This window comes from Nostoc sp. (assembly GCF_036917615.1).
GTDB lineage: Bacteria > Cyanobacteriota > Cyanobacteriia > Cyanobacteriales > Nostocaceae > Nostoc.
Genome location: NZ_JBALCZ010000057.1, coordinates 100,731 through 122,217 on the forward strand (window position 1 = coordinate 100,731; position 21,487 = coordinate 122,217).

Genomic DNA, 21,487 nt, shown 5'->3' on the forward strand with positions numbered 1-21,487 from the left:
CCTATGATTAAATTATTTATTTACATACTAATAGCTAACTCTAGCTACTTTTTATTCCAGAAGAAATCTTTGTCAATTTGCTCAGTACGAATCAGATACTCTAGCTGTTTTAAGCGAGTAAATCCTCTAAATAAGAACGTATCTTCAGCCATATGTATTTGACTGAATAAATCAAATAGCTGCTGGGCACCAAGTTGGGCATTCCAATCACACTTAAATCCGGGTAGGATTGTGTTGATTTTCTCGAAGGATACCCGATAGCTGCGGTTATCTGAGCCGTTGTCACCAAAGGACAATTTACAATCTGGGAAAATATCAGCAATAATTTCAGCGATTTCTTTGACGCGATAGTTGTTTGCTGTATCTCCCACGTTGAAGATTTGGTTGTGTACAATGTCCCGTGGTGCTTCCAAAGCGCAGACTATTGCTTTGCAAATATCCAGTGCGTGGACTAATGGACGCCAAGGTGTACCATCACTGGTCATTTTGATTTCTTTGCTAGTCCATGCCAACCCTGCTAAGTTGTTTAAAACAATATCAAAGCGCATCCTGGGAGAAGCACCAAAGGCTGTGGCATTCCGCATAAAGGTGGGAGAGAAATCATCGTCAGCGAGTGGTCTGACATCTCTTTCTACCAGAGTTTTGCATTCTGCGTAGGCTGTTTGGGGATTAATTGGGGATTCTTCTGTGACATCACCTGCGGTAGCAACACCGTAGACACTGCACGAAGACATATATACAAAACGACGCACACCCATAGCCTTAGCCAGACTAGCTAGACGAACTGAACCTATATGATTAATTTCGTAGGTAATATTGGGTGCCAATTGTCCGGCTGGGTCGTTGGAGAGTTCCGCCATGTGAACTATTGCTTCGACACCTTCCAAATCTTCAGGGGTGATGTTGCGGATATCTTTGTTGAGGGTTTTAGGTGTCACCCCATTAGCGTTGTATAGCCAACCAACTTTATAGAAACCAGTATCTAGACCGATAACTTCATGTCCCCGTTCAATTAACAGAGAAGGTAATAACGAACCAAGATAGCCTTCTGTTCCAGTTACTAATATTTTCATTATGGTTAATGCCTTTGTATTGATGAGTTAAATTCTTCGTTTAGTAGGGGCGCACAGATATACGCCCTACAGCGTGTTGCATCGAAAAGGGAACCGCTATATTTTTCGTTTGTATGCAATATAACCTCACTTCCATTCCTCTCTCCTAAGAGGAGAGAGGCTTTGAATTTTACTCCCCAACGCTAGTAGGGAAGGGGTTGGGGGTTAGGTCATTGGACTCAACACAGAAGCGCTATATATGAGGCTAACAGTCATTACATAGTTGCTATAAACCTTTTGCAGGTTTACTCGTTGGGTAGCAGCACTCTATAGCGGTTCTTAATTGATGCACTACACTTTTTTGTGGGATGGGTATCTTGCCCGTCCCTTGTATTTCCAGGCAAAGATGCCCACCATACAAGATTCATCCCTTAATTCAGCAGCCCCGGAAGTAACAGCTATACTATCTATGCAGTTACTACACTATCTAGATGCGAGAATTGGGGAATTTCTGCTACAAGCGCTTTGCCAATTTCTAAAGAAGATGTGGCAGCAGGAGAAGGAGCATTGCAAACATGGATAGAGTTTTGACCAGAAACGATCAAAAAGTCGTCTACAAGCTTGCCATCGTTCATTAAGGCTTGAGCGCGGACTCCTGCATGGGTGGGAACTAAGTCTTCTGCTTGGACTTCTGGAATTAGTTTTTGCAAACTTCTGGTGAAGGCTGCTTTACTAAAAGAACGAATGATTTCTTGGATGCCTTCATCAGCGTGTTTTGCCGCTAACTTCCAGAAACCGGGATAGGTAATGACTTCGACAAAATCCCGCAGGTCAAAGTCGGTTTTTTTGTAACCTTCGCGTTTGAGCGACAGAACCGCGTTTGGCCCTGCATGGACGCTACCATCAATCATCCGGGTAAAGTGGACACCCAGGAAGGGGAAATCTGGATTGGGAACTGGGTAGATTAGTGTCTTGACCAGATAGCGTTTTTCTGGTGTGAGTTCGTAATATTCTCCCCGGAATGGGACAATTTTTGCTTGGGGTTCAACTTGACCTAATTTGGCAGTGCGATCGCTATGCAATCCAGTACAATTAATCACAAAGCGCGTTTCAAAGCTACCGTTGTTTGTTTCCAGTACCTGATTTTTACCACTTGGGGAGATTTTTAGAACTTTTGTATTGAGGTGTAAATCCCCACCCTGCTGTTGAATTAGCTGGGCATATTTGAAACAAACTTGCTTGTAATTAACAATACCAGTTGAGAATACCCGAATTCCACCTACACATCTTACATGAGGTTCAATTTCCTTGACTTCTTCGGGGCTGATTCTCTGGACTTCTATGCCATTGTCTAAACCGCGTTTGTAGAGATTTTCTAAGCGTGGTAGCTCTTGAGAGTCAGTTGCAACAATTACCTTACCACAAACTTCATGGTCAATTCCATGCTCTTGACAGAATTCTACCATTGAGCGAGAACCGTCACTACAAAATTTAGCTTTAAAACTCCCTGGCTTGTAGTAAATACCAGAATGAATCACCCCGCTATTATTGCCGGTTTGGTGAAATGCCCATTGGCTCTCTTTTTCGAGTACTAAAATACGGGCATTGGGATAGCGTTTTCCTAAAGCCAACGCTGTCGAGAGTCCAACTATTCCCCCACCTATAATTGCAAAATCATACATTAGTATTATTCTACTTGAAATTACAGTAAATCTATAAAGTCAGAAGTTAGTAGTTAGGAGTGAGGAGTTGAAACTCATAACTCATAACTCATAACTCTTTCTACCAAGCTTTCCAAGGAGCCTGACTGTTATTCCATAGCCCCTCTAGATAGTTTTTATCGCGTAAAGTATCCATCGGTTGCCAAAAACCCTGATGTTTGAAAGCAGACAGCTGTTCCATATCAGCTAGCTTTTCTAATGGCTCTTGCTCCCACACCGTAGAGTCATCAGCAATCAAATTGATTACTTCTGGTTCTAGCACAAAATAACCGCCATTAATCCAAGCTCCATCACCTTCAGGTTTTTCTCGAAAGCTGGTGATTTTAGTTTGCTCATATCCTAAGGAAATAGCTCCAAAACGTCCGGCTGGTTGAACGGCTGTGAGTGTTCCTAAGGTATTTTGTTGTTTATGAAAGTTAACTAGCTCGGTGATATTAATATCACTTACACCATCACCATAGGTGAAGCAAAAAGTTTCATTACCAAGATGTTCGCTGATTCGCTTTAAGCGTCCGCCTGTCATTGTATTATCACCCGTATTTACTAAAGTGACACGCCAGGGTTCAGCATAACCAGAATGCACGTTCATCTGATTAAATCGCATGTCAAAGGTAACATCTGACATGTGTAAGAAGTAGTTAGCAAAATACTCTTTAATTATGTAACCTTTGTAACCACAACAAATGATGAAGTCATTAATGCCGTGGGCAGAGTAAGTTTTCATTATGTGCCAGAGAATTGGCTTACCACCAATCTCAACCATCGGCTTGGGTCTGATACTAGTTTCTTCACTGAGGCGTGTACCAAGCCCTCCAGCCAAAATCACCGCTTTCATGCAATTACCTCGGAGATTTGTAGGGATATTATTTGACCGTGCCAATTTTAGATTTTGCGAAAAGTTTGAGCGGAGGTTTCCTCCCATCAAAGCTTTTCAAGACGGATTTTGGATTAAAAGAGTTTTTTGATAGATGCCCCGCTCTGAAAGTGGACGGAACAAATGTACTCATACGCTCATGATTTTCGATGACTAATCCCAAAGAGGCTTCTTCGCGTTGGGAGAAGACTCCGCTATCGCAAATCTAAAATCCAAAATTAGTTGACTTTCTCGACATGAAGAGGATGCACTCAGATAGAGAAAAATTTATTTCTGATTTCTTTTTCTCCGTCAATAATCTAACTATAATTTTTGGCAAAATTATGAAGGAAACATAAATTAAAATCTTTTCTATATAAAAGCTCTATGAATATTTAGAAATAGAAAAATAAATTACTCAATTTAAGAAAAATGTCATCCATAAAATAACTAGGGTTAGCTACCGCTAATCCTAGTCAGGCTTGATTTCTGAAATCAAAACCAATAATATTTAAGTAACAAAAGTTACTTATTTTTAATTAGTTTTTTCTGGATTACTTGGCCCAGTGAATAAAGGATCACATTTGTTTTCTACGACTACACACATGTTACTGAGTGCTTGCTGATAATTATCCATATCATCTTGCTCAAGAAACATTTTGGCGGATGCCTGTATATCTTCGATAGCTTTCGTCTGGTTTTTGTTAGAATCAGTACCACCATACTGTGCCAGTTCATAGCGAACCATACCTCGTTTGAGATACCCTTTTGCTAGTTTAGGGCTAATAGTTAATGCTTCGTTAAAGTCAGCGATCGCTTGATTATATTCTTGCTCATAATTGCTGCTATATTGAGCAATTTGATAATAGACAACACCCCGCTGAAAGTAAGCTTCTGCTTTAGATACATTAAGTTTTATCGCTTGAGTAAAATCTGCGATCGCTTTTTTGTAAGCTTGTTGAGATTCACCGCTGTATTTAGCCATTTGGGTGCGGACAATCCCCCGTCTGATATAAGCTTCAACTTCATTATTATCCAGACCGATGGCCCGATTATAGTCAGTGATCGCTAGATTATACTCTGTATCAGGATCGTTGCTATATTCGGCGAGCATATAGCGGGCATTGCCACGATTTACAAGAGCTTTGATTTGATTGGGGTTGATTTTGAGAGCTTGGCTATAATCTATAACTGCTCCTTCGTAGTCTTTCAGGTTATAGCGGGCATTGCCACGATTTACAATAGTTCTAGCATGTGTAGGTTGTTGTTCAATTGCTTGGGTGAAGTTGACAATTGCTTTTTCATAGTCTCGCTGTTTGTAAGCAGCATCACCCTGTTGATAGTAATCAGCGAAGCTAAGTTTGTTATTTGGCTGGCGAGAATTCAATGCTTGTTGGGTATAAGCATTTTGAGAAACCAATGGCTGAGTAAATTTAATCATTACGTCTGCATATCCCAATAAACCAAAACCCAGCAAGCAAAAAATAATCGGGTATAATTTTGACTTTTTGGAAGGTTTATAATATGAACCGCTTGGGGTAATTACTGGCTGCCAATAATTAGCTAGGTGCGATGACATGGCTCGCTGTGGCAAACGCGGTGTCTGGGTGTAGTGCTTTTTCGGTTTGACTCGCGGTTGTAGATGTTCTTTAGCTTCTATAGCCCGATGTGATGGGAAGGGGTCGCGTCCGCCTAATCGCACAGTCCGTTCACACCACGGACAGCTACGCATATGATTGTTGTAGCGATGCTGGGGATTTGTAGTACAGGTAATCAAGGAATCTTCGGCTTCAGCTATTGCTGAGAGCCAAGTCTGGGCACTAGGGCGTAGTAGTGGGTTGTTGTGACCCTCTTCAAAACAACGCACAAATAGTTCCTGTAAGCTGGGATGGAGAATTTCCCAAGCGGGTGCAATGGGTGTAGGCAGGTAGGGTACGTGCCGTTTTTGGCTATAAGTGAAATGACCGGATGCAATGCGTGCTTCGTAGGGTGGTGGCTCAATAGCACCTTGAAAAATCCCAGAAAATGGGTGGGTGCCTTCCATTAAGAGTTGAAATACCAGCACCGCTAACCCAAATAAATCGTGAGAGATTTCGCGATCGTGCTGGGCAAAAGTTTTATTCTGTAGTTCTGGTGGGGTAAACTCTGGTTTACCTACTGGGCAGCGATAAACAACATTGTTGTTGGGGTCGCGTACTTGGAAAGAGTCTGTGTCTATCAAAGTCACCAGTGCTGTGTCACTGACGAGGATATTGGACTCGTTCACATCACCAATGAAATATCCACTAGCGTGCAAGGCTGCAAAAGCCGCCGTCAGGTTACGAGCCGTGCGGAGCAGGTACTGATAGTTGAATAGGGGGCAGTGTTGGCGACGGGTTCTGGGGTTGTAAAAGTCGATGATTGGACGCATCCCCTGAATACGTGGCATCAAAAAGCCCAGGATGCTATTTTTGCCATCTGCCGCCCGTAATAAATCCTCTGGCCAAGCGATAGAGATATGCCCCAAACTAGCCGTAGGGTTTTCTGGCGGGTTGGCAAGCATCGCCTGGAGTTTATCAGCATGGGCAGTCGTTGGCTTGTGGTAAATCTTTGCCACCAAGTTGTTATCGGATGGCACTGCATAAACACAAGCTTCACCGCCACGCCCCAAACTGACATTGAGGCTGAGGATTTCTTTTCTAGGGGAACAACGTAGTACCTGCATAATGAAATTACCGCTAACGGGAGTTATTTAAGATGTGAAACCTGTAGATTTATTGCTTATGAGTCGTTGAATGCAGCTATAATGAGTGTCAAATCATCATCAGTGCGTTGTGTAATCCGCTCCGAGCGTAAAAATTTTACCAACTGCTCCTTAGCTTGTGTCTTATCCTCGGTATTGGCTACAAATTCAAACAGCGGAAAAAAGAAGGGTTTGTGAGGTTCGCCAACAACCATATTCAAAGCCAGCATTTGTAGTCCGTCAGTAATTATACCAACATTTACTATGTCTGTGCGCCATAATCTCATCTGCACTGTATCTAAGGCACTAGGCGAAGTCAAAAAAGTGGTTTGATTAATGTATTCGCCACTTTCAGGTATAGTCAGTGCCAAGAGGTTGCCCATGCTATCTTTTGCCACTGCCAAACCATCACCTATCTGTGCCACAGCTACAACTTCTGGTGTGGCGACCATGATAATTAAGGTTGTTGCCAAATCTTGAGGCTGTTTGTCACAAGTAGCCGCCTCATCCTCCACAGCTTTTTTAGCAGCTAGTATGGCATTATTTAAAAGCGATCGCACATAGGCATCATCAGTCAAAATTTGTCGGGTGAGTTTTTTGGTGGAAATGTTTTCTATTGCTGTCTCCACAGCAACCATCGCTCCCACTTTTCCAAGGCTAGCAGAACCCGCGCCATCTGCTGCGGCCGCCACTAAAACATTATCTGACAATATCTGCCAGTGATGAGCATCCTGACATAACTGCTTGTTTTTTAAGTGACTTGTACCACATACAGACGCAGCCACAATCTGCCATTCAGCAATCTGTTTTGATATGTTCATAGATTTTTTGACAACAGCTTGATGTTTACACAGCTAGCTGCGATTTTTAATTAAACAGTCCCCCAACCAATTGGCGGTAGTGCTACCTGTTCGTCCACCTGCGAATGGGAAACAGCTGACATACTAGTTGATAGCCAGACAAACATCTCGATAAAATTCAATCCTTTGAGCTTCAACGGGGTACGCACAGTTATTTGATTTAAACGCGTCATATTCGCATTTTCTACACCTACTGTAAAAAATGCTACGCGCTTATTTGCTTCATCTCCCTGTAGGCGCTGGGCTGCTTGCTCTACCACATTATCTAACTCGCCTTGCGGTTCTCCATCGGTAATCATAAATACCCAAGGACGATAGTAGGCAATACCATTGGCACGATACTGAGATTTCCGCTCCTGAATTATGTCTAAAGCTTTATGAATTCCTGCACCCATTGTAGTCAAGCCCTGTGCTGTCAAAATCGGCGGATTGAATTGATCGGCAGTCACAAAGTCTTGTACTACATTGATATTACTATCAAAAGTGACGATCGCCACTTCCACCCGTCTTGCGGCCAAGGTATTTTTGACTAATTCATCCTTTAAACTTAATAAACCCTGATTTAAAGCCTCAATCGGATCTCCTTGCATCGAGCCAGATGTGTCTAGCAATAGCACACAAGGACAACGTGGTTCTGGGTTCTCAGCAAATTCTACTACTTCATCAAGTCTTAACGTATCATGCATAACTTTTTGTGTTATGTTAAAGTCCAAAGCTTTATTTCCCTTTTCTCATAGTATGTAATTCTCGTCGCCGAGGCGACTACAGAATATAGTATCTAGTGGTAGATGCTCTAATCTTTATTAAACAAATTATTTTCATGAAGTTCACTATATATTTAAGAATAACTTGAGTACAGCTTAGTTTAGCAAAAAAGAGTTTATCAAAACCCAGCATTATCTGTTGTAATGTATCTACCAAAAATTTATATCCCTTAAACCTACAGTACAATAAATACGTAAACTTTCCTAGATAAGTTTTTAAAGATTTTGTGTAGAAGAATCGTTCCTTTGTAGAAAAGTGATTAACCATAATTAAGATCATTAGCTCTAGAAGTATACCAGTGTCACTGCGCGAACTTTAAATCAAATTTGCCTCTTTAACTGATTGGGTATAAATAAACGTCATGATTAGGTTCTTCAGCCAAGAGTTGTCGGTAGTGAGTAAAATCCTGAAGCAACCAACATCTACTGTTAGTCTAGTCATGATCAGTGTTTACCTTTATTCATACCAACTTACTTGTTTTTTGAGATAAATTAAGTAGAGTGTAATAAATATAACAAAGTATTTATAAAAATTATAATTTTTAACATATATATACATATTTTAAAAAAAATAATTTGTGAGTAGAGAAATATTACAAAGAAGAGAATATTTCATAGCTGATATTTTCAATTTACAAATGTTCGGTTGTTGATTCCGCAAAAAAACTTGAAAAATATGAATAATTCAGGTGCATTCACCAAACTACGTCCTTTAAGTTTGTTAAGACAGTTATCCAATTGCTCCGACAGTACTTGTTTACAAGCATTGAGTAACTCAGTTTCTTGGTTGATTTACTTAGAACAGGGCAAAATAACCTACGCTACTCATTCAGTGGAACCCTTTGATCGATTAGAACGTAATTTGCGTCGCCTTAGCCACCAAATTCCACTACTTACGAGTGAGGTTCGTGTTCAATTACGTTTGATGTTTGAATCTGACTCACACAGTCAGTTAATCGAACATGACAGCAATTCGAGAAGCCACCCTCCTGAGTATCAGGCTATATCCTGGCTTATTAGTCAACAACATCTACATTCTACACAAGCAGCAGCGCTGATTCAAGAATTGGTTAAAGAGGTGATTGAATCATTTTTGCTAATCAAAGAAGGTACTTATGAATTAACAGAACCACTTAATAGAATGCCAAAAATTTGTCGGCTAGATGTAGAAAAAATTCTAGAACGTTGCCAAGTAAGATTACAGAATTGGCAGGCTTTTGTTCCGAAAATTTCCTCTCCATATCAACGTCCATATCTGTTGATTAACAGCAAACTTGAGCAAAAAGATTTCCCAAATCTCCAGCCAAATTTAACTAATTGGATGAAGGGTTTCAGCCTGTGTCATCTAGCTGCAATTTTGAATCAAGATGAAATCCAACTGGTTCGCAATTTATACCCTTACATCGTTAAGGGCGAGATTATCTTGCATGAACCTGATCCACCATATGATAAATTACCAAAGATATTTGAAGAGCGATATCTACGACGGGCTACGCCTACGCTTTTCTCAAAATTAATTACATTAGTTGATACTAAAGAAAAACTAAGTAGTAGCGTCAAGTCTTACCCAGATATTTCTGAAGAGAACATAGCTCCTGTTCAACGATTACTACAGATTTCTGCTCCTCCCAAAGAAAACTTTCAGAGACCAACAATATCAAATAACATAAATCCTGCTTACCAAAGAGTAACGGCTGCTACTGTAACGGCAGAAAAAGTCCACAAAATTGTTTCTGTAGATGATAGCCCCACAATTCTCAAAGAAATTAGCTATTTCTTAGAAAAGGAAAACTTTTCTGTAGTAACTATCAACGATCCCGTAAAAGCCGTTTTGTCAATTATAAGGCACAAACCAGACTTAATTTTGCTGGATTTAAACATGATAGGAATCGATGGTTATGAGTTATGTCGGATTATACGAAATAATTCAATTTTTCAGAAGACTCCGATCATTTTTGTCACTGGGAGTAAAGGAATTGTAGACAAAGTAAAAGCGAAAATAGTCGGGGCATCTGGATATCTGACTAAACCGTTTACTCGCGCCGAATTACTGAAAATAATCTTTATGCATTTGACTTAAATTAACCACAAAATCTAACGACTTTGAGCTAGTGAAGATAAATCAATTAAATTTCTTAAGCGAGTAGTATTGGGCTGAACCCACATTAATTGCAAATAGCCTGGAAGCTTGTAAATGGAACACAATAGACAGGGTAACCGATGCAAAAACTGGCTTCTGTCTGCTACAAAGTTTTAGGATATGGCAGAGAAATCATAATTCGGGTTGTTGTAGCCTGGATTTGACATGGCGGATGTTACAAGATCAGGACTGCTGAGTAAACTGCTGACATCAGTGCCGATACCTTGGTTGGGCGTAGTACTACCTAGCGATATCAGTTCGCTACTATCAGAAAAATTCCAGCCTTCATTACCAACGAGTGTTTTGCCATCACCACTGGCTTCAATCCGATTTCCAAGGAGATGGCTGTTACTTACACTAGCAGTGTTGCCATTACCAAGGATGTCATTGTTACTACTAGTCTGTGTATTGGCATTACCAAAGATGTCGTTGTTATTGCTTAAGTTCCAGTTACCATTACCGGAGGTTGTGTTTTCGTTACCAAAGCTCCAGTTGCCATTACCTTCAGTTTTGCCATCATCACCGTAGTTCCAGTTACCGTTACCGTTGGTTGTGTTGCTACTACCAAAATTCCAGTTACCATTACCATCGGTTGTGTTGTTACTACCATATAACCAGTTGCCGTTACCTTGACCACTGTTATCAGTAGCATTTGCACCATCTAAGTTTTGAATATCAAATACCCAGTTGTCGCTGTTATAAGGTACAGGTAGACCGTTGCCTGTTTCAGGTAGGTTGCTACCACTTTCCTTAGAGGGGGGAGTGCTGCCAAATGGTAAGTTACCAGGGAGGTTGCCGCTAGCCGCGGTATTGTTAGCACTAGAGGCACTACCACCAGATGCGTTACTAGCAGCAAAGAGGTTGCTACCACCACCAGATGTGCTACCACCAGCAAAGGGGTTGCTACCACCACCAGATGTGCTACCACCTAATGCGCTGGTATCACCGCCAAGGACTCCGATCAGTTGATTGAACGGATTATTAGTATCAGTTAAAGCCCGCTTGTCGAGTGGTCGCTCGTAATTGTAGGCGTACTTTCCATCTTTACTGATTGTGGATGAATTGCCACCACCAATGAAGGAAGCGAAGATATTACTACCACTAGCAGCGCCACCAAAGCTACCGCCACCATCTAAACTGCTGCCATCGGTGGACTGCCATTTGCCATCACTGAAAGAAAAATTGCCATTACCAGTTGAATTGCTACTACCTTGTGACCCGGCAGTTGTTTGATTGCTATTGTCAGAAGTTGCCATTAGAATTAAACTCCTATTACTTATTACTCAAACTGAAATTCATCCATCAAGAGGAAGATCAACGACAAGAATGAAAGCATTTTTTAACTTTCATCTTCAATAAAGAAATACTGATAAAAACAGCAAGTACCACACCTAGCAAAACTATACAAAATCAGATTTACATTTAAAATGAATAAAATTTAGATGGAATTGGCCATTCTTTTGATATTGTTTAGGCAGATTTCAGCAAAATTGCCCGATAATCCTTATGGTGAATGCTTTAGAGGCTGTTTTAGTAGTGCTTTTTCGGCTCAAACAGGGCAAATTTACCTCTTTTGAGTACTACAATACAATGCAATTACACTACAAAAAAGAGTCAAGCTTGATTTTTGTAGTCTTTTGAGTGACAAAATATTACTTATGAGGTTTTATCGAGTTTTAAAGATTCAAGTTCTGCGATCGCTGATGCCGTTAAGTTCTTTCTTTCTAAAATTTAAAAACTGGTGGCGAATAAGCGGGCTAATATATCTAGTTGGCTCAAACATATCTCCCACATTCACAGAAGCCAAGACGCCAAGAAAAGATTAGCATGAGAGATTGTTCTGCTAATCTAACGTAGTAGGATTGTTCAAATGAAAGGGTACGCTTTGCGGGACGAGTAGCCATCGATCGCTAGTAAACACCCTAAAATTAGAGCAAAAGACGATTCCTAAAACAATCACACTCCATGCGTATTTCTCTAAATTGGCTGCGCGAACTAGTAGAGATAAAACTTAGTCCAGAAGAATTAGCCGAAACCCTGACAATGGCGGGGTTTGAGGTAGAAGAGATTGAAGACCGCCGCACTTGGGCAAATGGCGTGGTTATCGGGAAAGTGCTTGAGCGTCAACCTCACCCCAACGCCGATAAATTGAGTGTTTGCCAAGTCGATATCGGTGCAGATGAGACTTTAAATATTGTCTGTGGTGCTGCCAATGTCAAGGCAGATATCTATGTGCCAGTAGCAAGTACGGGTACTTACTTACCCAACATCGATTTAAAAATTAAACCTGCGAAACTGCGTGGTGTCGCATCTCAGGGCATGATTTGTTCTTTAAAGGAACTCGGTTTGCCCACTGATGTAGACGGAATTCATATTTTTACCCAGGAAAATTTACCATTGGGTAGTGATGTCCGTCCGTTGTTGGGTCTAGATGATGTAATTTTAGACCTCACTGCAACTGCTAATCGCGCTGATGCTCTGAGTATGGTAGGTGTAGCACGGGAAGTAGCAGCTTTGACGGGTGGAAAGTTGAGCATTTCTAAACCGGGTGAACTATCAATTACCCAAAATGCCGGAAATTTAGCTTTAAAAATTGCCGATACCCAAGCATGTCCTGCCTACATTGGTACGGTAATTGAACAGGTCAAAATTGCTCCATCTCCCGAATGGTTGCAACAGCGTTTACGGGCGGCTGGGGTACGTCCCATAAGTAATGTGGTGGACATTACTAACTACGTTTTGTTGGAATGGGGACAACCACTGCACGCCTTTGACTTGAGTCGCCTACAATCTGTTGCAGGTGGTGAAAATTTAACAATTGGCGTTCGCTTTGCCACTGCTAGAGAATCCCTCAAAACCCTGGATGGACAAACTCGCACCCTATCAACCCAAAATTTGTTAATTACCGCTAACGAAAAACCCGTTGCATTGGCGGGAGTCATGGGTGGACAAGAAACAGAAGTCCATGAAGGGACTCAAAGTTTAGTTTTAGAAGCAGCTTTATTTGATTCTGTGGCAATTCGCCGTTCTTCCCGCAGTACAGGATTAAGAAGTGAGGCTTCTGGCAGATATGAACGGGGAGTTAACCGGGCTGAGTTGGAAGTAGCTAATCGCCGCGCTTTATCCTTAATTAGCGAGTTAGCTAGTGGAATTCTTGTCCACCAGGAAATTGCCGACACCCGCCCTCATCCATCTACCTGGAGTCGTTCCATCGCACTGCGTTTAGACCGAGTTAATCAGATACTGGGGCCAATCGAATTGGGAGAGGACACAGGAGAACTCCAAAAACAAGATGTTGAGCGCATCCTGACTGCCTTGGGATGTCAGTTAACTCCTTCAGCTGATGTCCCAGAACAAGATACTACACATCAACGTACATGGTCAGTTTCCGTACCACCATATCGTTACCGCGACTTAGAGCGAGAAATTGATTTAATTGAAGAAATTGCCCGTCTCTATGGCTACAACAAATTCTGTGATACCTTACCAGAAAAAGCGGAAGCTGGCTATCTGCCTTTAGATGAGGAACTGATTCGCAAGTTACGAGCTTTCCTGCGGGCTCAAGGGTTGACAGAATTAATCCACTATTCTTTAGTCAAACCAGGAGAAGACAGAAATATAGTCCTGTCAAACCCCTTATTTGTCGAATATTCAGCGCTGCGAACCGATTTGCTATCTGGGTTGATTGATGCCTTTCAATATAATTTAGAGCAGAGTAATGGTGCCCTTAACGGCTTTGAAATCGGGCAAATTTTCTGGCGAGAAGAAGACGGTTTGCAAGAAACAGAAGCCCTTGCTGGGATTGTGGGAGGCGATATTTCTGTTGGCAAATGGTCAAAAAGTGGACGTGAAGAACCCATCACCTGGTTTGAAGCCAAAGGCATTTTAGAAAGTGTATTTCGGCAACTTGGCTTGCAAATCGAATTTCAACCCGATCGCCGCGACGATCGCTTACATCCAGGACGCACCGCTTCCCTGTGGATTCAGGGTAACAGACTGGGGATTTTTGGGCAACTCCATCCCCAATTGCGACGAGAAAAAGGCTTACCAGATTCCGTTTATGTTTTCCAGTTGGATCTAGATGTGCTTTTAGATTCTCTGGGAGAAGATGAAGTTATTGTGCCAACATTCCAGCCCTATTCTACCTATCCAGCTAGCGATCGCGACATCGCCTTTTTCGCACCCGTGAAAATCTCAGTTGCCGAAATTCAAAAAGTAATTACCAAAGCGGGTAAAGATTTGCTGGAATCGGTGGAATTGTTTGATGAATATCGCGGCGAAAATGTCCCCCAAGGACAACGGAGTTTAGCATTCCGCTTAGTTTATCGGGCTAGCGATCGCACTCTTACTGAGGCCGAAGTTGAACCAGTACACAATAAAGTCCGCGAAGCCTTGGTGGAAAAATTCGGCGTCAACTTGAGAAGTTAGGAGTTGGGAGTTTGGAGTTGGGAGTTTGGAGTTTGGAGTTTGGAGTTAGGAGTTTTTTGGTCTAGTTCCCAGGTTCAACCTGGGAATGCTTTACTTGAGGCTTTGCCTCATATTCTTCTGTAAAGATTAGCCAAAAATTTTAAACTCTAGATCGGGGCATATTATAAACACGCTGGAAATAACTCAACAAATTCAGCAGACGCAATCACAGATGTCTCTCACACTTGATAGTCCTAAATCAGTCAAACTACAGGTTAAGCAAATTTCTTTATTACAAAAGCAACTCAGAGCGATCAAAAAGGAGGTTAATGCAAATATACGTAATATTCATCATGAAGCAAGTCAATCTCATACAGATAGTGTTGTGTCGGTTGGCTTGGACATTTTTGGGAAACACAAGTGGGCTGGAAGGTTGAGGGCAGAAACTCGACGTGCAATTGAAAGAGAAAAGAAATTATCTCGTCAGCCATACCTTGAAATCAAAGGAGCAATTGACAATCTCATTTTAGAAGGAGATCGACTCAAGCTTTTGGCAGAACAATATCTTATTAACCAGCAGGAGTAACAAGTAATTATGCCTAAATATGTAGTCTGGGGAACTTACTGCGAAGACGTTATCGAAAAACGCGACCCCTACCGTCAAGCTCATTTAGACGGATTAGCAAAACAGAAAGAATCCGGTGTGCTGATTACCATTGGCCCCACCAAAGATGTTACAAAAGTTTTTGGAATTTACGAAGCTGAAGACGAAGCCACTGTGCGCCACTTGATTGAAAATGATCCCTACTGGAAAAATGGCATCTGGACGGAATATTCTGTTAAAGAGTGGATTCAGGCTTTTTGAATTGGGCACTGGGCATGGCGCATGGGGAATGAGTCTTTAATACTCGCTGACGAGTCTTTGATACTAGGTAAATGAGTCTTTAATACTCGCTGACGAGTCTTTAATACTCGTGAATGAGTCTTTAATACTCGTGAATGAGTCTTTGATACTCGCCGATGAGTCTTTGATACTCGCCGATGAGTCTTTGATACTCGCCGACGAGTCTTTGATACTCGCCGACGAGTCTTTGATACTCGCCGATGAGTCTTTGATACTCGCTGACGAGTCTTTTATACTCGCTAACGAGTCTTTGATACTGGTGAATGAGTCTTTGAACTCCACTCTTCTGCCCCCCTGCTCCCTCTGTTCGCCTACTTTTCCCCCACTACCCACTTCCCGCGTATGAAAATTTGGCAGGCTGATTTTTATCGTCGTCCGTTGTCAGATGCATCTGGACAAATTTTATGGGAGTTGTTGATTTGTGACGCAACTCGCAGCTTTGAGTATAAAGCTACCTGTCTCCAGTCAGCAGCAAATTCTAATTGGGTTGCTGCTCAACTTGAATTCGCCGCTGGTGAAAAATTGCCAGATGTGATTCAGGTGTTTCGTCCTCAGTCTTTAAGCTTAATTGAGGCGGCTGGACGCAATTTAAGTATTAATGTCGAACCTACCCGCCACACTTTGGCGTTGAAGCAGTGGTTAGAAGAAAAGCAATATCCTTCAGTGCTGGATAAACCGCCCCCAGCACCATTACCAGAAAACCTCTGGGGAGAACAATGGCGTTTTGCGACTCTGGCTGCTAGTGATGTGGAAACGAGGTTTAGCGATCGCCCCATTCCCATTTTGCATATACCAGAATTTCTGAAACCCATCAATTTGGGTTTGGCGTCAACAGTTCCCGTCCCTGGTGTAGTAATTTATGGTGGACGGCAATCGATGCGCCTAGCACGGTGGTTGCAGCAAGCCCGTCCCGTAGGCTTGAACTACATATCTGGCGCACCAGATGGCTTAATATTAGAGGCTGGCTTGGTGGATAGGTGGATTGTTGCCACATTTGAAGATCCAGAAGTTACAACAGCAGCGCAAGCATTTGAACAACGGAAACAGCAAAGCCAAGGATTGCATTTTTTGTTAGTGCAACCCGATGATTCCGGGATGACTTATAGCGGCTTTTGGTTGTTGCGGGCAGAAGATTGATATTGATTGCCAAAAATATTTGTCCGCTTAATTTCTATAGCTAAAAAAATAGACTAAAGCGATGAATGACGGCAAGCCTTTACACGTCTACGCTTTACTATCATTTACCTTTCTTCGGTAAGGTGCATAGATTCGGCAAATTATATGATGATAAAATCATACTAAATAGTAATACTAAAAATTCATATAGATGCTGAAAGTCACAATTACCTTAGAAGAAGATATTCTGCGATTTGTAGATCAGTATGCACAGGGTAATCGTAGTGCATACATCAATACACTGCTGGCAGAACACGCCGCCAAATTTTGGCAGCACAAATGATTGCAGCCCTCAAGCAAGATGCTGAAGATCCAGAATATCAAGCTAAAATTGCTGCTTGGGATAGTCTTGTTAAGGATGGCATAAATGTAGTTCTAGGATTTGTGGTTTAAGGGTGTTAAGGAATAAAGTGATTGCCCAGTATCTATTCTTTCTTGAGTATGATATAAGGCTTTCATGATCACTTCCTGAGCCACAGCTTTAACTACATTAATACTCACAGAATTTCCTAGTTGATGGTAAGTCTTATCATCATTGGGATGAAGTATAAAAGTATCAGGAAAACCTTGCAGCCTTGCAGCTTCTCGCGGAGTTAATCGCCGCACTCTCTGATTGTGATAAACTCCCAATCTATTAGCATCACTAGAAACCAACGTTACCGAAATTTTATTTGGATCTACAAACTTATAAACTTCAAATGAAAAGTTACCCGATAGAGGTTTATATTTATCAATAATAAATCTTAGATATTTTTTGGTAACTAGTGAATTCAGAATTTCCCCTAAATTGGGATGTTCAAAAAAGCTAGCTATTTGCTCCTGAGTTAATAGTTTGCCATCTTGTTCTTGTCCAAATTCTTTATTCCGCCTCTTTAATATGAAACGGTTCATTAGTTCAATTTCCTCGGCACTACACTCGCCACGCAATCCTAAATCCCAGGAATGAATAGAGTTTCCACCCCGATAATCAATCAGCCTTATCCCATGTAAGCGATTTAAATCATTATTAAATATTCGTTTTAAGGCATTGACAAACTTTTGTGAGCAATTATATTTTTCATCTGGATTACTTTCCAAAATGTCGGCAACAGTCACAGATTTTTTTGGTGGATAAAACAAAGATAACTGCTGAGGATTATATGAATGCGAGTCTTTAGGCCCCACGTCAGAAATTAATTCAAAAGTGGGAGAAGCATCTAAAATTCCTACCAGATAAATGCGGACACGATTTTGCGGTAAGCCAAAGTTTGCACTGTTGAGTAAAAAAGCATGAAAACTATAACCTCTTTTTTTAATTTCATGCTTAATTGTTGCTAAGGTTTGTCCTTGATCATGACTATAAAGCCCTCGGACATTTTCAAAAATAAAAGCTTGTGGTTTATAGGTATCGAGTAATCTTGTTATTTCAAAAAATAGCGTGCCTCGTGTATCGACAAACCCTTCTTTTTTGCCAGCATGAGAAAAAGACTGGCAAGGAAACCCAGCTAATAAAAATTCATGTTCTGGTAGTTGATCAATTAATCGAATGTCACCTAAGGCTTTTTGACCAAAGTTTTTTTCATAAACTAATTGAGCATCTGAATTGATTTCGCTGCTGAAAACACATTCACTTTCTATATTTAAAGAATCAGCCGCCTGTTCAAAGGCTAATCTAATTCCTCCTATTCCTGAAAATAAATCTACAAACCGAATTTTATGCATAGATAATAAGTTACTTTTATCCCAAAATTTCATATATTACGTAGGCTTATTTGTTTTTACAAAAAATATTCCTTTAAAAAACTACAAAGCACATCAAGCTCTTTAAGAGAAAATGCCACTGTACAATGACTATATGAACAAATAAACATTCATTTGGTTACATTTGCCCAAATCAAGTAAATTGCCAACTTAACCAAGGGATTGGCAATGGATTCTCCAGTTTTTTGGTGCTCCTTGTCGAAAATATTATCTTCTTTTTTAACTAACCTGCGGAATGTGGGGTAATTAATGGTGCTTCACCAATCTCAGGCGATGTGGCGGTAAGTAGTGCGATCGCAGTTTCATCATTTTTAGGTGATGTGGCGGTAATTAATGGTGTGATGGTTTCTTCAATAATCTCAGGCGATTTGGCGGTAATTGTTGGCGCGATCGCAGTTTCACTAAGGTTCCTTCTCAATACCTACACTCAAACAACCGACACGCGGTTTTGGTTTAGACTCCCCTGAAGCTTCCATGTTCTATCAGCTTGCAGCAGGGCCCAACTAGCTGTAATGGAGCTTAAATAGAACTTAACTAACAATAATCGCACGCGCAAGTTCATTAATCTAGTCTGGGCTATGGGTTTTTTGTCATTGCTATTTTGGCAGTTATGGGATTAGGTGTGTCAGGTCAATATAATAGAAGGCAGTGCGATGCCTACGGCAACCCTTTCAGGGAACGCACTACTACATCCACCGTATACAAAAAGAGTTTGATTCTCAGTTTACCTAACTAAATAATTTAATATTCTATAGTTTGTTGACTAATAGCCCTATCTTTTAGATAGCAATATGCTTTTTTATGAGTCTAGTAGCCAAAAGCCCAAATAAACTTCAAGATTTTGTGGAGTCACCACTAATGCAATCAGCAAACAAACTCCCGCGATGGTTAACTATAGGATTGGCATTTCCTATTGCCATTCTCAATGGTTGGCTATTGCTCCAGGTTGTGCAGTATTTTCAACCCTTGGTCAGCGTTATTGCCGCCGCCATTCTACTGGCTTTTGTCTTGAACTATCCAATCCAGTTTCTCCAGGAACAAGGTGTAAAACGCAACCTGGCGATCGCAGGAGTGTTGCTTTTGACTGTAGTGATTTTAGTGGGTTTAGGGATCACCTTAGTTCCCCTGATTATCCAACAGATCAACGAGCTAGCTAATATTTTGCCCAGTTGGATTGATTCTGGTACTCAGCAGCTGCAAGCTTTCCAGGATTGGGCGTTAAGTCAACAACAGCTTCCGATTAATTTAAGTGGTTTATTTACCCAAGTTCTCGACCGATTATCTAACCAACTTCAGTCCTTCACTGGTAGAATTCTCAGTTTTGCCGTCGATACCATTGGTATTGTCCTCAACGTGCTGCTGACAGTAGTGCTGACTATCTACCTAATATTAAACGGCGAACGTCTTTGGGACGGGATTTTTCAGTGGTTTCCCCCTAATATTGGGTTAAAAGTGCGGAAATTACTGCGAGAGGATTTCCACAATTACTTTATCGGTCAAGCAACATTGGGAGCTGTGTTAGGGGTGACAATTACACTGGTGTTTTTGGCGCTGCAAGTTCCCTTGGCTCTACTTTTTGGCATCGGTATTGGTTTGTTTTCTCTCTTCCCCTTTGGTACGGGAGTAGGTATTGCCATAGTAAGTTTGTTGGTGGCGTTGCAAAACTTTTGGTTAGGAGTGGAAGTCTTAGGTGTAGCTGTTGCGATCGACCAAGTTAATTCTAATTTTATTGCACCTCGAATTCTCGGCAATTTGACTGGTTTAAATCCCGTGTGGGTGGTAATTTCTTTGTTGTTGGGGGCAAAGTTGGGAGGAGTGCTAGGTTTGTTAATTGCGATTCCTATTGCTAGTTTTATCAAGGATATAACAGATAGCTGGCGGGCTGGAGAGTTTAATAAGCTAGATGATATCGTGTCAGAACCTGTAAAAGTCATTACTGAGAGAGCAGGAACTTATAGTTAAAATTCAATATGTAAGTGAAAAAAAACTGACAATGAAGACGGGGAAGATCAGTGCTGAAAAAATCCAGTTAAATTTGGGCGATCGCAGTTTTAATATTCGCTTCTGGTTCAGAATAACATTGTTGGTACAATCTAATGAGATTGAGTAAATTTGTGCCAAACTAGAGGTCTAGCTCATCTACTTTTCTGACTGCGATCGCTTTTTTACGATCATGTTTATTACATAGAATGAAAAACTCTGAGCCATCGGCAAATAAAGAATGAAGTACGAATTGATCGTACTTCATTACTTAATATTGAATTAATTATTGATTATTTTTAATGAGTTATATCAAATCCGTTTATATCGGAATTATTCCTCCTTCCTCTTGCTCTGCGCCCTCGGCGTCTCTGCGGTTTTTTAATCATTCAGATGCTACCGGATTTGATATTACTACAAACTATATTAGCTGTCCCCAAAACAAAGGTTAAACTTTAACCTTTTTGATTGATGTTGCCTTTCTCTTCAATATCCAACCAAGACCACAAGCAAAAAGAGTACCACATAATGTTGTAGGCTCAGGTACTTTTTTATAAGAAATTTTACCAGAGAAGATTTCAGTATTTGGAGAAGTGCTGGAAAAAATTGTAAAATCCTCACCAACGATTTCGTAACTTCTAGAACTGGAAAGATTAGCTTTCTGATCAAATGTATAATCTAATCCCACAGAAGATGTTTGTCCTGTTAAGTATGTCGTTGAAAATACTATGGGAAAGTCTGGGTAGTTTAAATCATCTTGTTCGGTGTAAACAGTGGAATCTCCATCAAATTGCAAAGAAAGCGACTTAACTAGCGCTTCTGGAATGTTGTCATTACTAAAAGTTGAGTCATCAAAGCTAAAAAAGCCTTTTCCTGTATTTATAGGACTATCAACAGTGAATGTGTAATTAATAAGTGCAGCAGATGCAGATTTGGCATCTATAGTAGTCAAACTCAGAGCAATACTAGCAGCAAACACTAATCGTGGAAGCAATTTCATCTCAGTTTTCCTCATGATAAATTTTTGCAAGCAATGCAGACTGCAAAGTTTAGAAATAAGCTGACTCTAACTTTCTTATCTCCTTGCTTATTTCCAAAGGTTTTCTCACTGATTAAAACAGTAATTATTATTTATTAATCCTGTTCCAAGAAAGGAAATAAGTTACCA

20 protein-coding genes are annotated in these 21,487 nt (G+C 40.9%); 8 read left to right on the top strand and 12 right to left on the bottom strand.

From position 1 onward, the window contains the following. Positions 1–44: 44 nt before the first annotated feature. From V7K85_RS19190 to V7K85_RS19215, 6 genes are all read right to left on the bottom strand, one after another. The gene (locus tag V7K85_RS19190; protein WP_334815531.1) at positions 45–1,073 is read right to left on the bottom strand and encodes an NAD-dependent epimerase/dehydratase family protein; all 1,029 of its coding nucleotides are present in this window, start codon (positions 1,071–1,073) and stop codon (positions 45–47) included. 446 nt (positions 1,074–1,519) lie between these two features. Continuing rightward, positions 1,520–2,734, bottom strand: a complete 1,215-nt coding sequence (lhgO, locus tag V7K85_RS19195; protein ID WP_334815533.1) for an L-2-hydroxyglutarate oxidase — start codon at positions 2,732–2,734, stop codon at positions 1,520–1,522. Between the two features lie 100 nt (positions 2,735–2,834). Then, positions 2,835–3,608, bottom strand: a complete 774-nt coding sequence (gene rfbF / locus V7K85_RS19200) for a glucose-1-phosphate cytidylyltransferase (RefSeq protein ID WP_334815535.1) — start codon at positions 3,606–3,608, stop codon at positions 2,835–2,837. A 553-nt stretch (positions 3,609–4,161) separates the two neighbouring features. After that, positions 4,162–6,330 (bottom strand): tetratricopeptide repeat protein, encoded by a 2,169-nt coding sequence (locus V7K85_RS19205; RefSeq protein WP_334815537.1) that lies wholly within the window; start codon positions 6,328–6,330, stop codon positions 4,162–4,164. Positions 6,331–6,386: 56 nt separating this feature from the next. Continuing rightward, complete coding sequence (locus tag V7K85_RS19210) at positions 6,387–7,169, bottom strand: PP2C family serine/threonine-protein phosphatase (protein WP_334815539.1); 783 nt, start codon at positions 7,167–7,169, stop codon at positions 6,387–6,389. Between the two features lie 50 nt (positions 7,170–7,219). Further along, a complete protein-coding gene (locus V7K85_RS19215) occupies positions 7,220–7,894 on the bottom strand; it encodes a vWA domain-containing protein (protein WP_334815541.1) in 675 nt (224 codons plus the stop codon). 754 nt (positions 7,895–8,648) lie between these two features. On the opposite strand from V7K85_RS19215, the gene V7K85_RS19220 reads away from it, so the two are divergent. Then, complete coding sequence (locus V7K85_RS19220) at positions 8,649–10,052, top strand: response regulator (RefSeq protein WP_334815543.1); 1,404 nt, start codon at positions 8,649–8,651, stop codon at positions 10,050–10,052. 173 nt (positions 10,053–10,225) lie between these two features. On the opposite strand, the gene V7K85_RS19225 is transcribed toward V7K85_RS19220, so the two are convergent. Next, positions 10,226–11,368, bottom strand: coding sequence for a hypothetical protein (locus V7K85_RS19225; protein ID WP_334815545.1), 1,143 nt, complete (start codon positions 11,366–11,368; stop codon positions 10,226–10,228). 709 nt (positions 11,369–12,077) lie between these two features. Here V7K85_RS19225 and pheT point away from each other — a divergent pair. From pheT to V7K85_RS19255, 6 genes are all read left to right on the top strand, one after another. Beyond that, the gene (pheT, locus tag V7K85_RS19230; protein WP_334815547.1) at positions 12,078–14,540 is read left to right on the top strand and encodes a phenylalanine--tRNA ligase subunit beta; all 2,463 of its coding nucleotides are present in this window, start codon (positions 12,078–12,080) and stop codon (positions 14,538–14,540) included. A gap of 211 nt (positions 14,541–14,751) precedes the next feature. Continuing rightward, positions 14,752–15,105 carry a hypothetical protein gene (locus tag V7K85_RS19235; protein WP_334815549.1) on the top strand — a complete coding sequence of 118 codons (354 nt, stop codon included), beginning with the start codon at positions 14,752–14,754 and terminating at the stop codon, positions 15,103–15,105. A gap of 9 nt (positions 15,106–15,114) precedes the next feature. Next, positions 15,115–15,384, top strand: a complete 270-nt coding sequence (locus V7K85_RS19240; RefSeq protein ID WP_334815551.1) for a YciI family protein — start codon at positions 15,115–15,117, stop codon at positions 15,382–15,384. 109 nt (positions 15,385–15,493) lie between these two features. Then, positions 15,494–15,769, top strand: coding sequence for a hypothetical protein (locus V7K85_RS19245; protein ID WP_334815553.1), 276 nt, complete (start codon positions 15,494–15,496; stop codon positions 15,767–15,769). Next, positions 15,766–16,560, top strand: a complete 795-nt coding sequence (locus V7K85_RS19250; protein ID WP_334815555.1) for a Tab2/Atab2 family RNA-binding protein — start codon at positions 15,766–15,768, stop codon at positions 16,558–16,560. The genes V7K85_RS19245 and V7K85_RS19250 overlap by 4 nt, the downstream gene beginning before the upstream one ends. Before the next feature lie 190 nt (positions 16,561–16,750). Further along, positions 16,751–16,882: a hypothetical protein gene (locus V7K85_RS19255; RefSeq protein WP_334815557.1), complete on the top strand. Its 132-nt coding sequence runs from the start codon at positions 16,751–16,753 to the stop codon at positions 16,880–16,882. Between the two features lie 92 nt (positions 16,883–16,974). Here V7K85_RS19255 and dcm read toward each other — a convergent pair whose 3' ends face one another. The 3 genes from dcm to V7K85_RS19265 form a co-directional block, all read right to left on the bottom strand. Beyond that, entirely contained in the window at positions 16,975–18,333 is a 1,359-nt protein-coding gene (gene dcm, locus V7K85_RS19260; RefSeq protein ID WP_334815559.1) for a DNA (cytosine-5-)-methyltransferase, read from the bottom strand. A gap of 23 nt (positions 18,334–18,356) precedes the next feature. Next, positions 18,357–18,449 carry a hypothetical protein gene (locus V7K85_RS36575; RefSeq protein ID WP_442940601.1) on the bottom strand — a complete coding sequence of 31 codons (93 nt, stop codon included), beginning with the start codon at positions 18,447–18,449 and terminating at the stop codon, positions 18,357–18,359. 113 nt (positions 18,450–18,562) lie between these two features. Next, positions 18,563–18,757: a hypothetical protein gene (locus V7K85_RS19265; protein WP_334815562.1), complete on the bottom strand. Its 195-nt coding sequence runs from the start codon at positions 18,755–18,757 to the stop codon at positions 18,563–18,565. A gap of 440 nt (positions 18,758–19,197) precedes the next feature. Between V7K85_RS19265 and V7K85_RS19270 the strand changes: the two genes are divergently transcribed. After that, positions 19,198–20,301 carry an AI-2E family transporter gene (locus V7K85_RS19270; RefSeq protein WP_334815564.1) on the top strand — a complete coding sequence of 368 codons (1,104 nt, stop codon included), beginning with the start codon at positions 19,198–19,200 and terminating at the stop codon, positions 20,299–20,301. Positions 20,302–20,461: 160 nt separating this feature from the next. Here the strand turns inward: V7K85_RS19270 and V7K85_RS19275 are convergent, their stop codons facing one another. Together V7K85_RS19275 and V7K85_RS19280 are read right to left on the bottom strand one after the other, a co-directional pair. Further along, on the bottom strand, positions 20,462–20,587 hold the full coding sequence (locus V7K85_RS19275; RefSeq protein WP_334815566.1) for a hypothetical protein: 126 nt from the start codon (positions 20,585–20,587) through the stop codon (positions 20,462–20,464). A gap of 180 nt (positions 20,588–20,767) precedes the next feature. Then, positions 20,768–21,319 carry a PEP-CTERM sorting domain-containing protein gene (locus tag V7K85_RS19280; protein ID WP_334815568.1) on the bottom strand — a complete coding sequence of 184 codons (552 nt, stop codon included), beginning with the start codon at positions 21,317–21,319 and terminating at the stop codon, positions 20,768–20,770. Positions 21,320–21,487 lie beyond the last annotated feature (168 nt).

Excerpts from the sequence above, each read along its gene's own strand:
- V7K85_RS19205 (WP_334815537.1), bottom strand. The coding sequence starts at position 6,330 with ATGCAGGTACTACGTTGTTCCCCTAGAAAAGAAATCCTCAGCCTCAAT.
- pheT (WP_334815547.1), top strand. The coding sequence starts at position 12,078 with ATGCGTATTTCTCTAAATTGGCTGCGCGAACTAGTAGAGATAAAACTT.
- lhgO (WP_334815533.1), bottom strand. The coding sequence starts at position 2,734 with ATGTATGATTTTGCAATTATAGGTGGGGGAATAGTTGGACTCTCGACA.
- V7K85_RS19270 (WP_334815564.1), top strand. The coding sequence starts at position 19,198 with ATGCAATCAGCAAACAAACTCCCGCGATGGTTAACTATAGGATTGGCA.
- V7K85_RS19210 (WP_334815539.1), bottom strand. The coding sequence starts at position 7,169 with ATGAACATATCAAAACAGATTGCTGAATGGCAGATTGTGGCTGCGTCT.
- V7K85_RS19235 (WP_334815549.1), top strand. The coding sequence starts at position 14,752 with ATGTCTCTCACACTTGATAGTCCTAAATCAGTCAAACTACAGGTTAAG.
- rfbF (WP_334815535.1), bottom strand. The coding sequence starts at position 3,608 with ATGAAAGCGGTGATTTTGGCTGGAGGGCTTGGTACACGCCTCAGTGAA.
- V7K85_RS19225 (WP_334815545.1), bottom strand. The coding sequence starts at position 11,368 with ATGGCAACTTCTGACAATAGCAATCAAACAACTGCCGGGTCACAAGGT.
- V7K85_RS19280 (WP_334815568.1), bottom strand. The coding sequence starts at position 21,319 with ATGAAATTGCTTCCACGATTAGTGTTTGCTGCTAGTATTGCTCTGAGT.
- V7K85_RS19240 (WP_334815551.1), top strand. The coding sequence starts at position 15,115 with ATGCCTAAATATGTAGTCTGGGGAACTTACTGCGAAGACGTTATCGAA.
- V7K85_RS19215 (WP_334815541.1), bottom strand. The coding sequence starts at position 7,894 with ATGCATGATACGTTAAGACTTGATGAAGTAGTAGAATTTGCTGAGAAC.
- V7K85_RS19220 (WP_334815543.1), top strand. The coding sequence starts at position 8,649 with ATGAATAATTCAGGTGCATTCACCAAACTACGTCCTTTAAGTTTGTTA.
- V7K85_RS36575 (WP_442940601.1), bottom strand. The coding sequence starts at position 18,449 with ATGTTTATTTGTTCATATAGTCATTGTACAGTGGCATTTTCTCTTAAA.
- V7K85_RS19250 (WP_334815555.1), top strand. The coding sequence starts at position 15,766 with ATGAAAATTTGGCAGGCTGATTTTTATCGTCGTCCGTTGTCAGATGCA.
- V7K85_RS19255 (WP_334815557.1), top strand. The coding sequence starts at position 16,751 with ATGCTGAAAGTCACAATTACCTTAGAAGAAGATATTCTGCGATTTGTA.
- V7K85_RS19190 (WP_334815531.1), bottom strand. The coding sequence starts at position 1,073 with ATGAAAATATTAGTAACTGGAACAGAAGGCTATCTTGGTTCGTTATTA.
- dcm (WP_334815559.1), bottom strand. The coding sequence starts at position 18,333 with ATGAAATTTTGGGATAAAAGTAACTTATTATCTATGCATAAAATTCGG.
- V7K85_RS19275 (WP_334815566.1), bottom strand. The coding sequence starts at position 20,587 with ATGAAGTACGATCAATTCGTACTTCATTCTTTATTTGCCGATGGCTCA.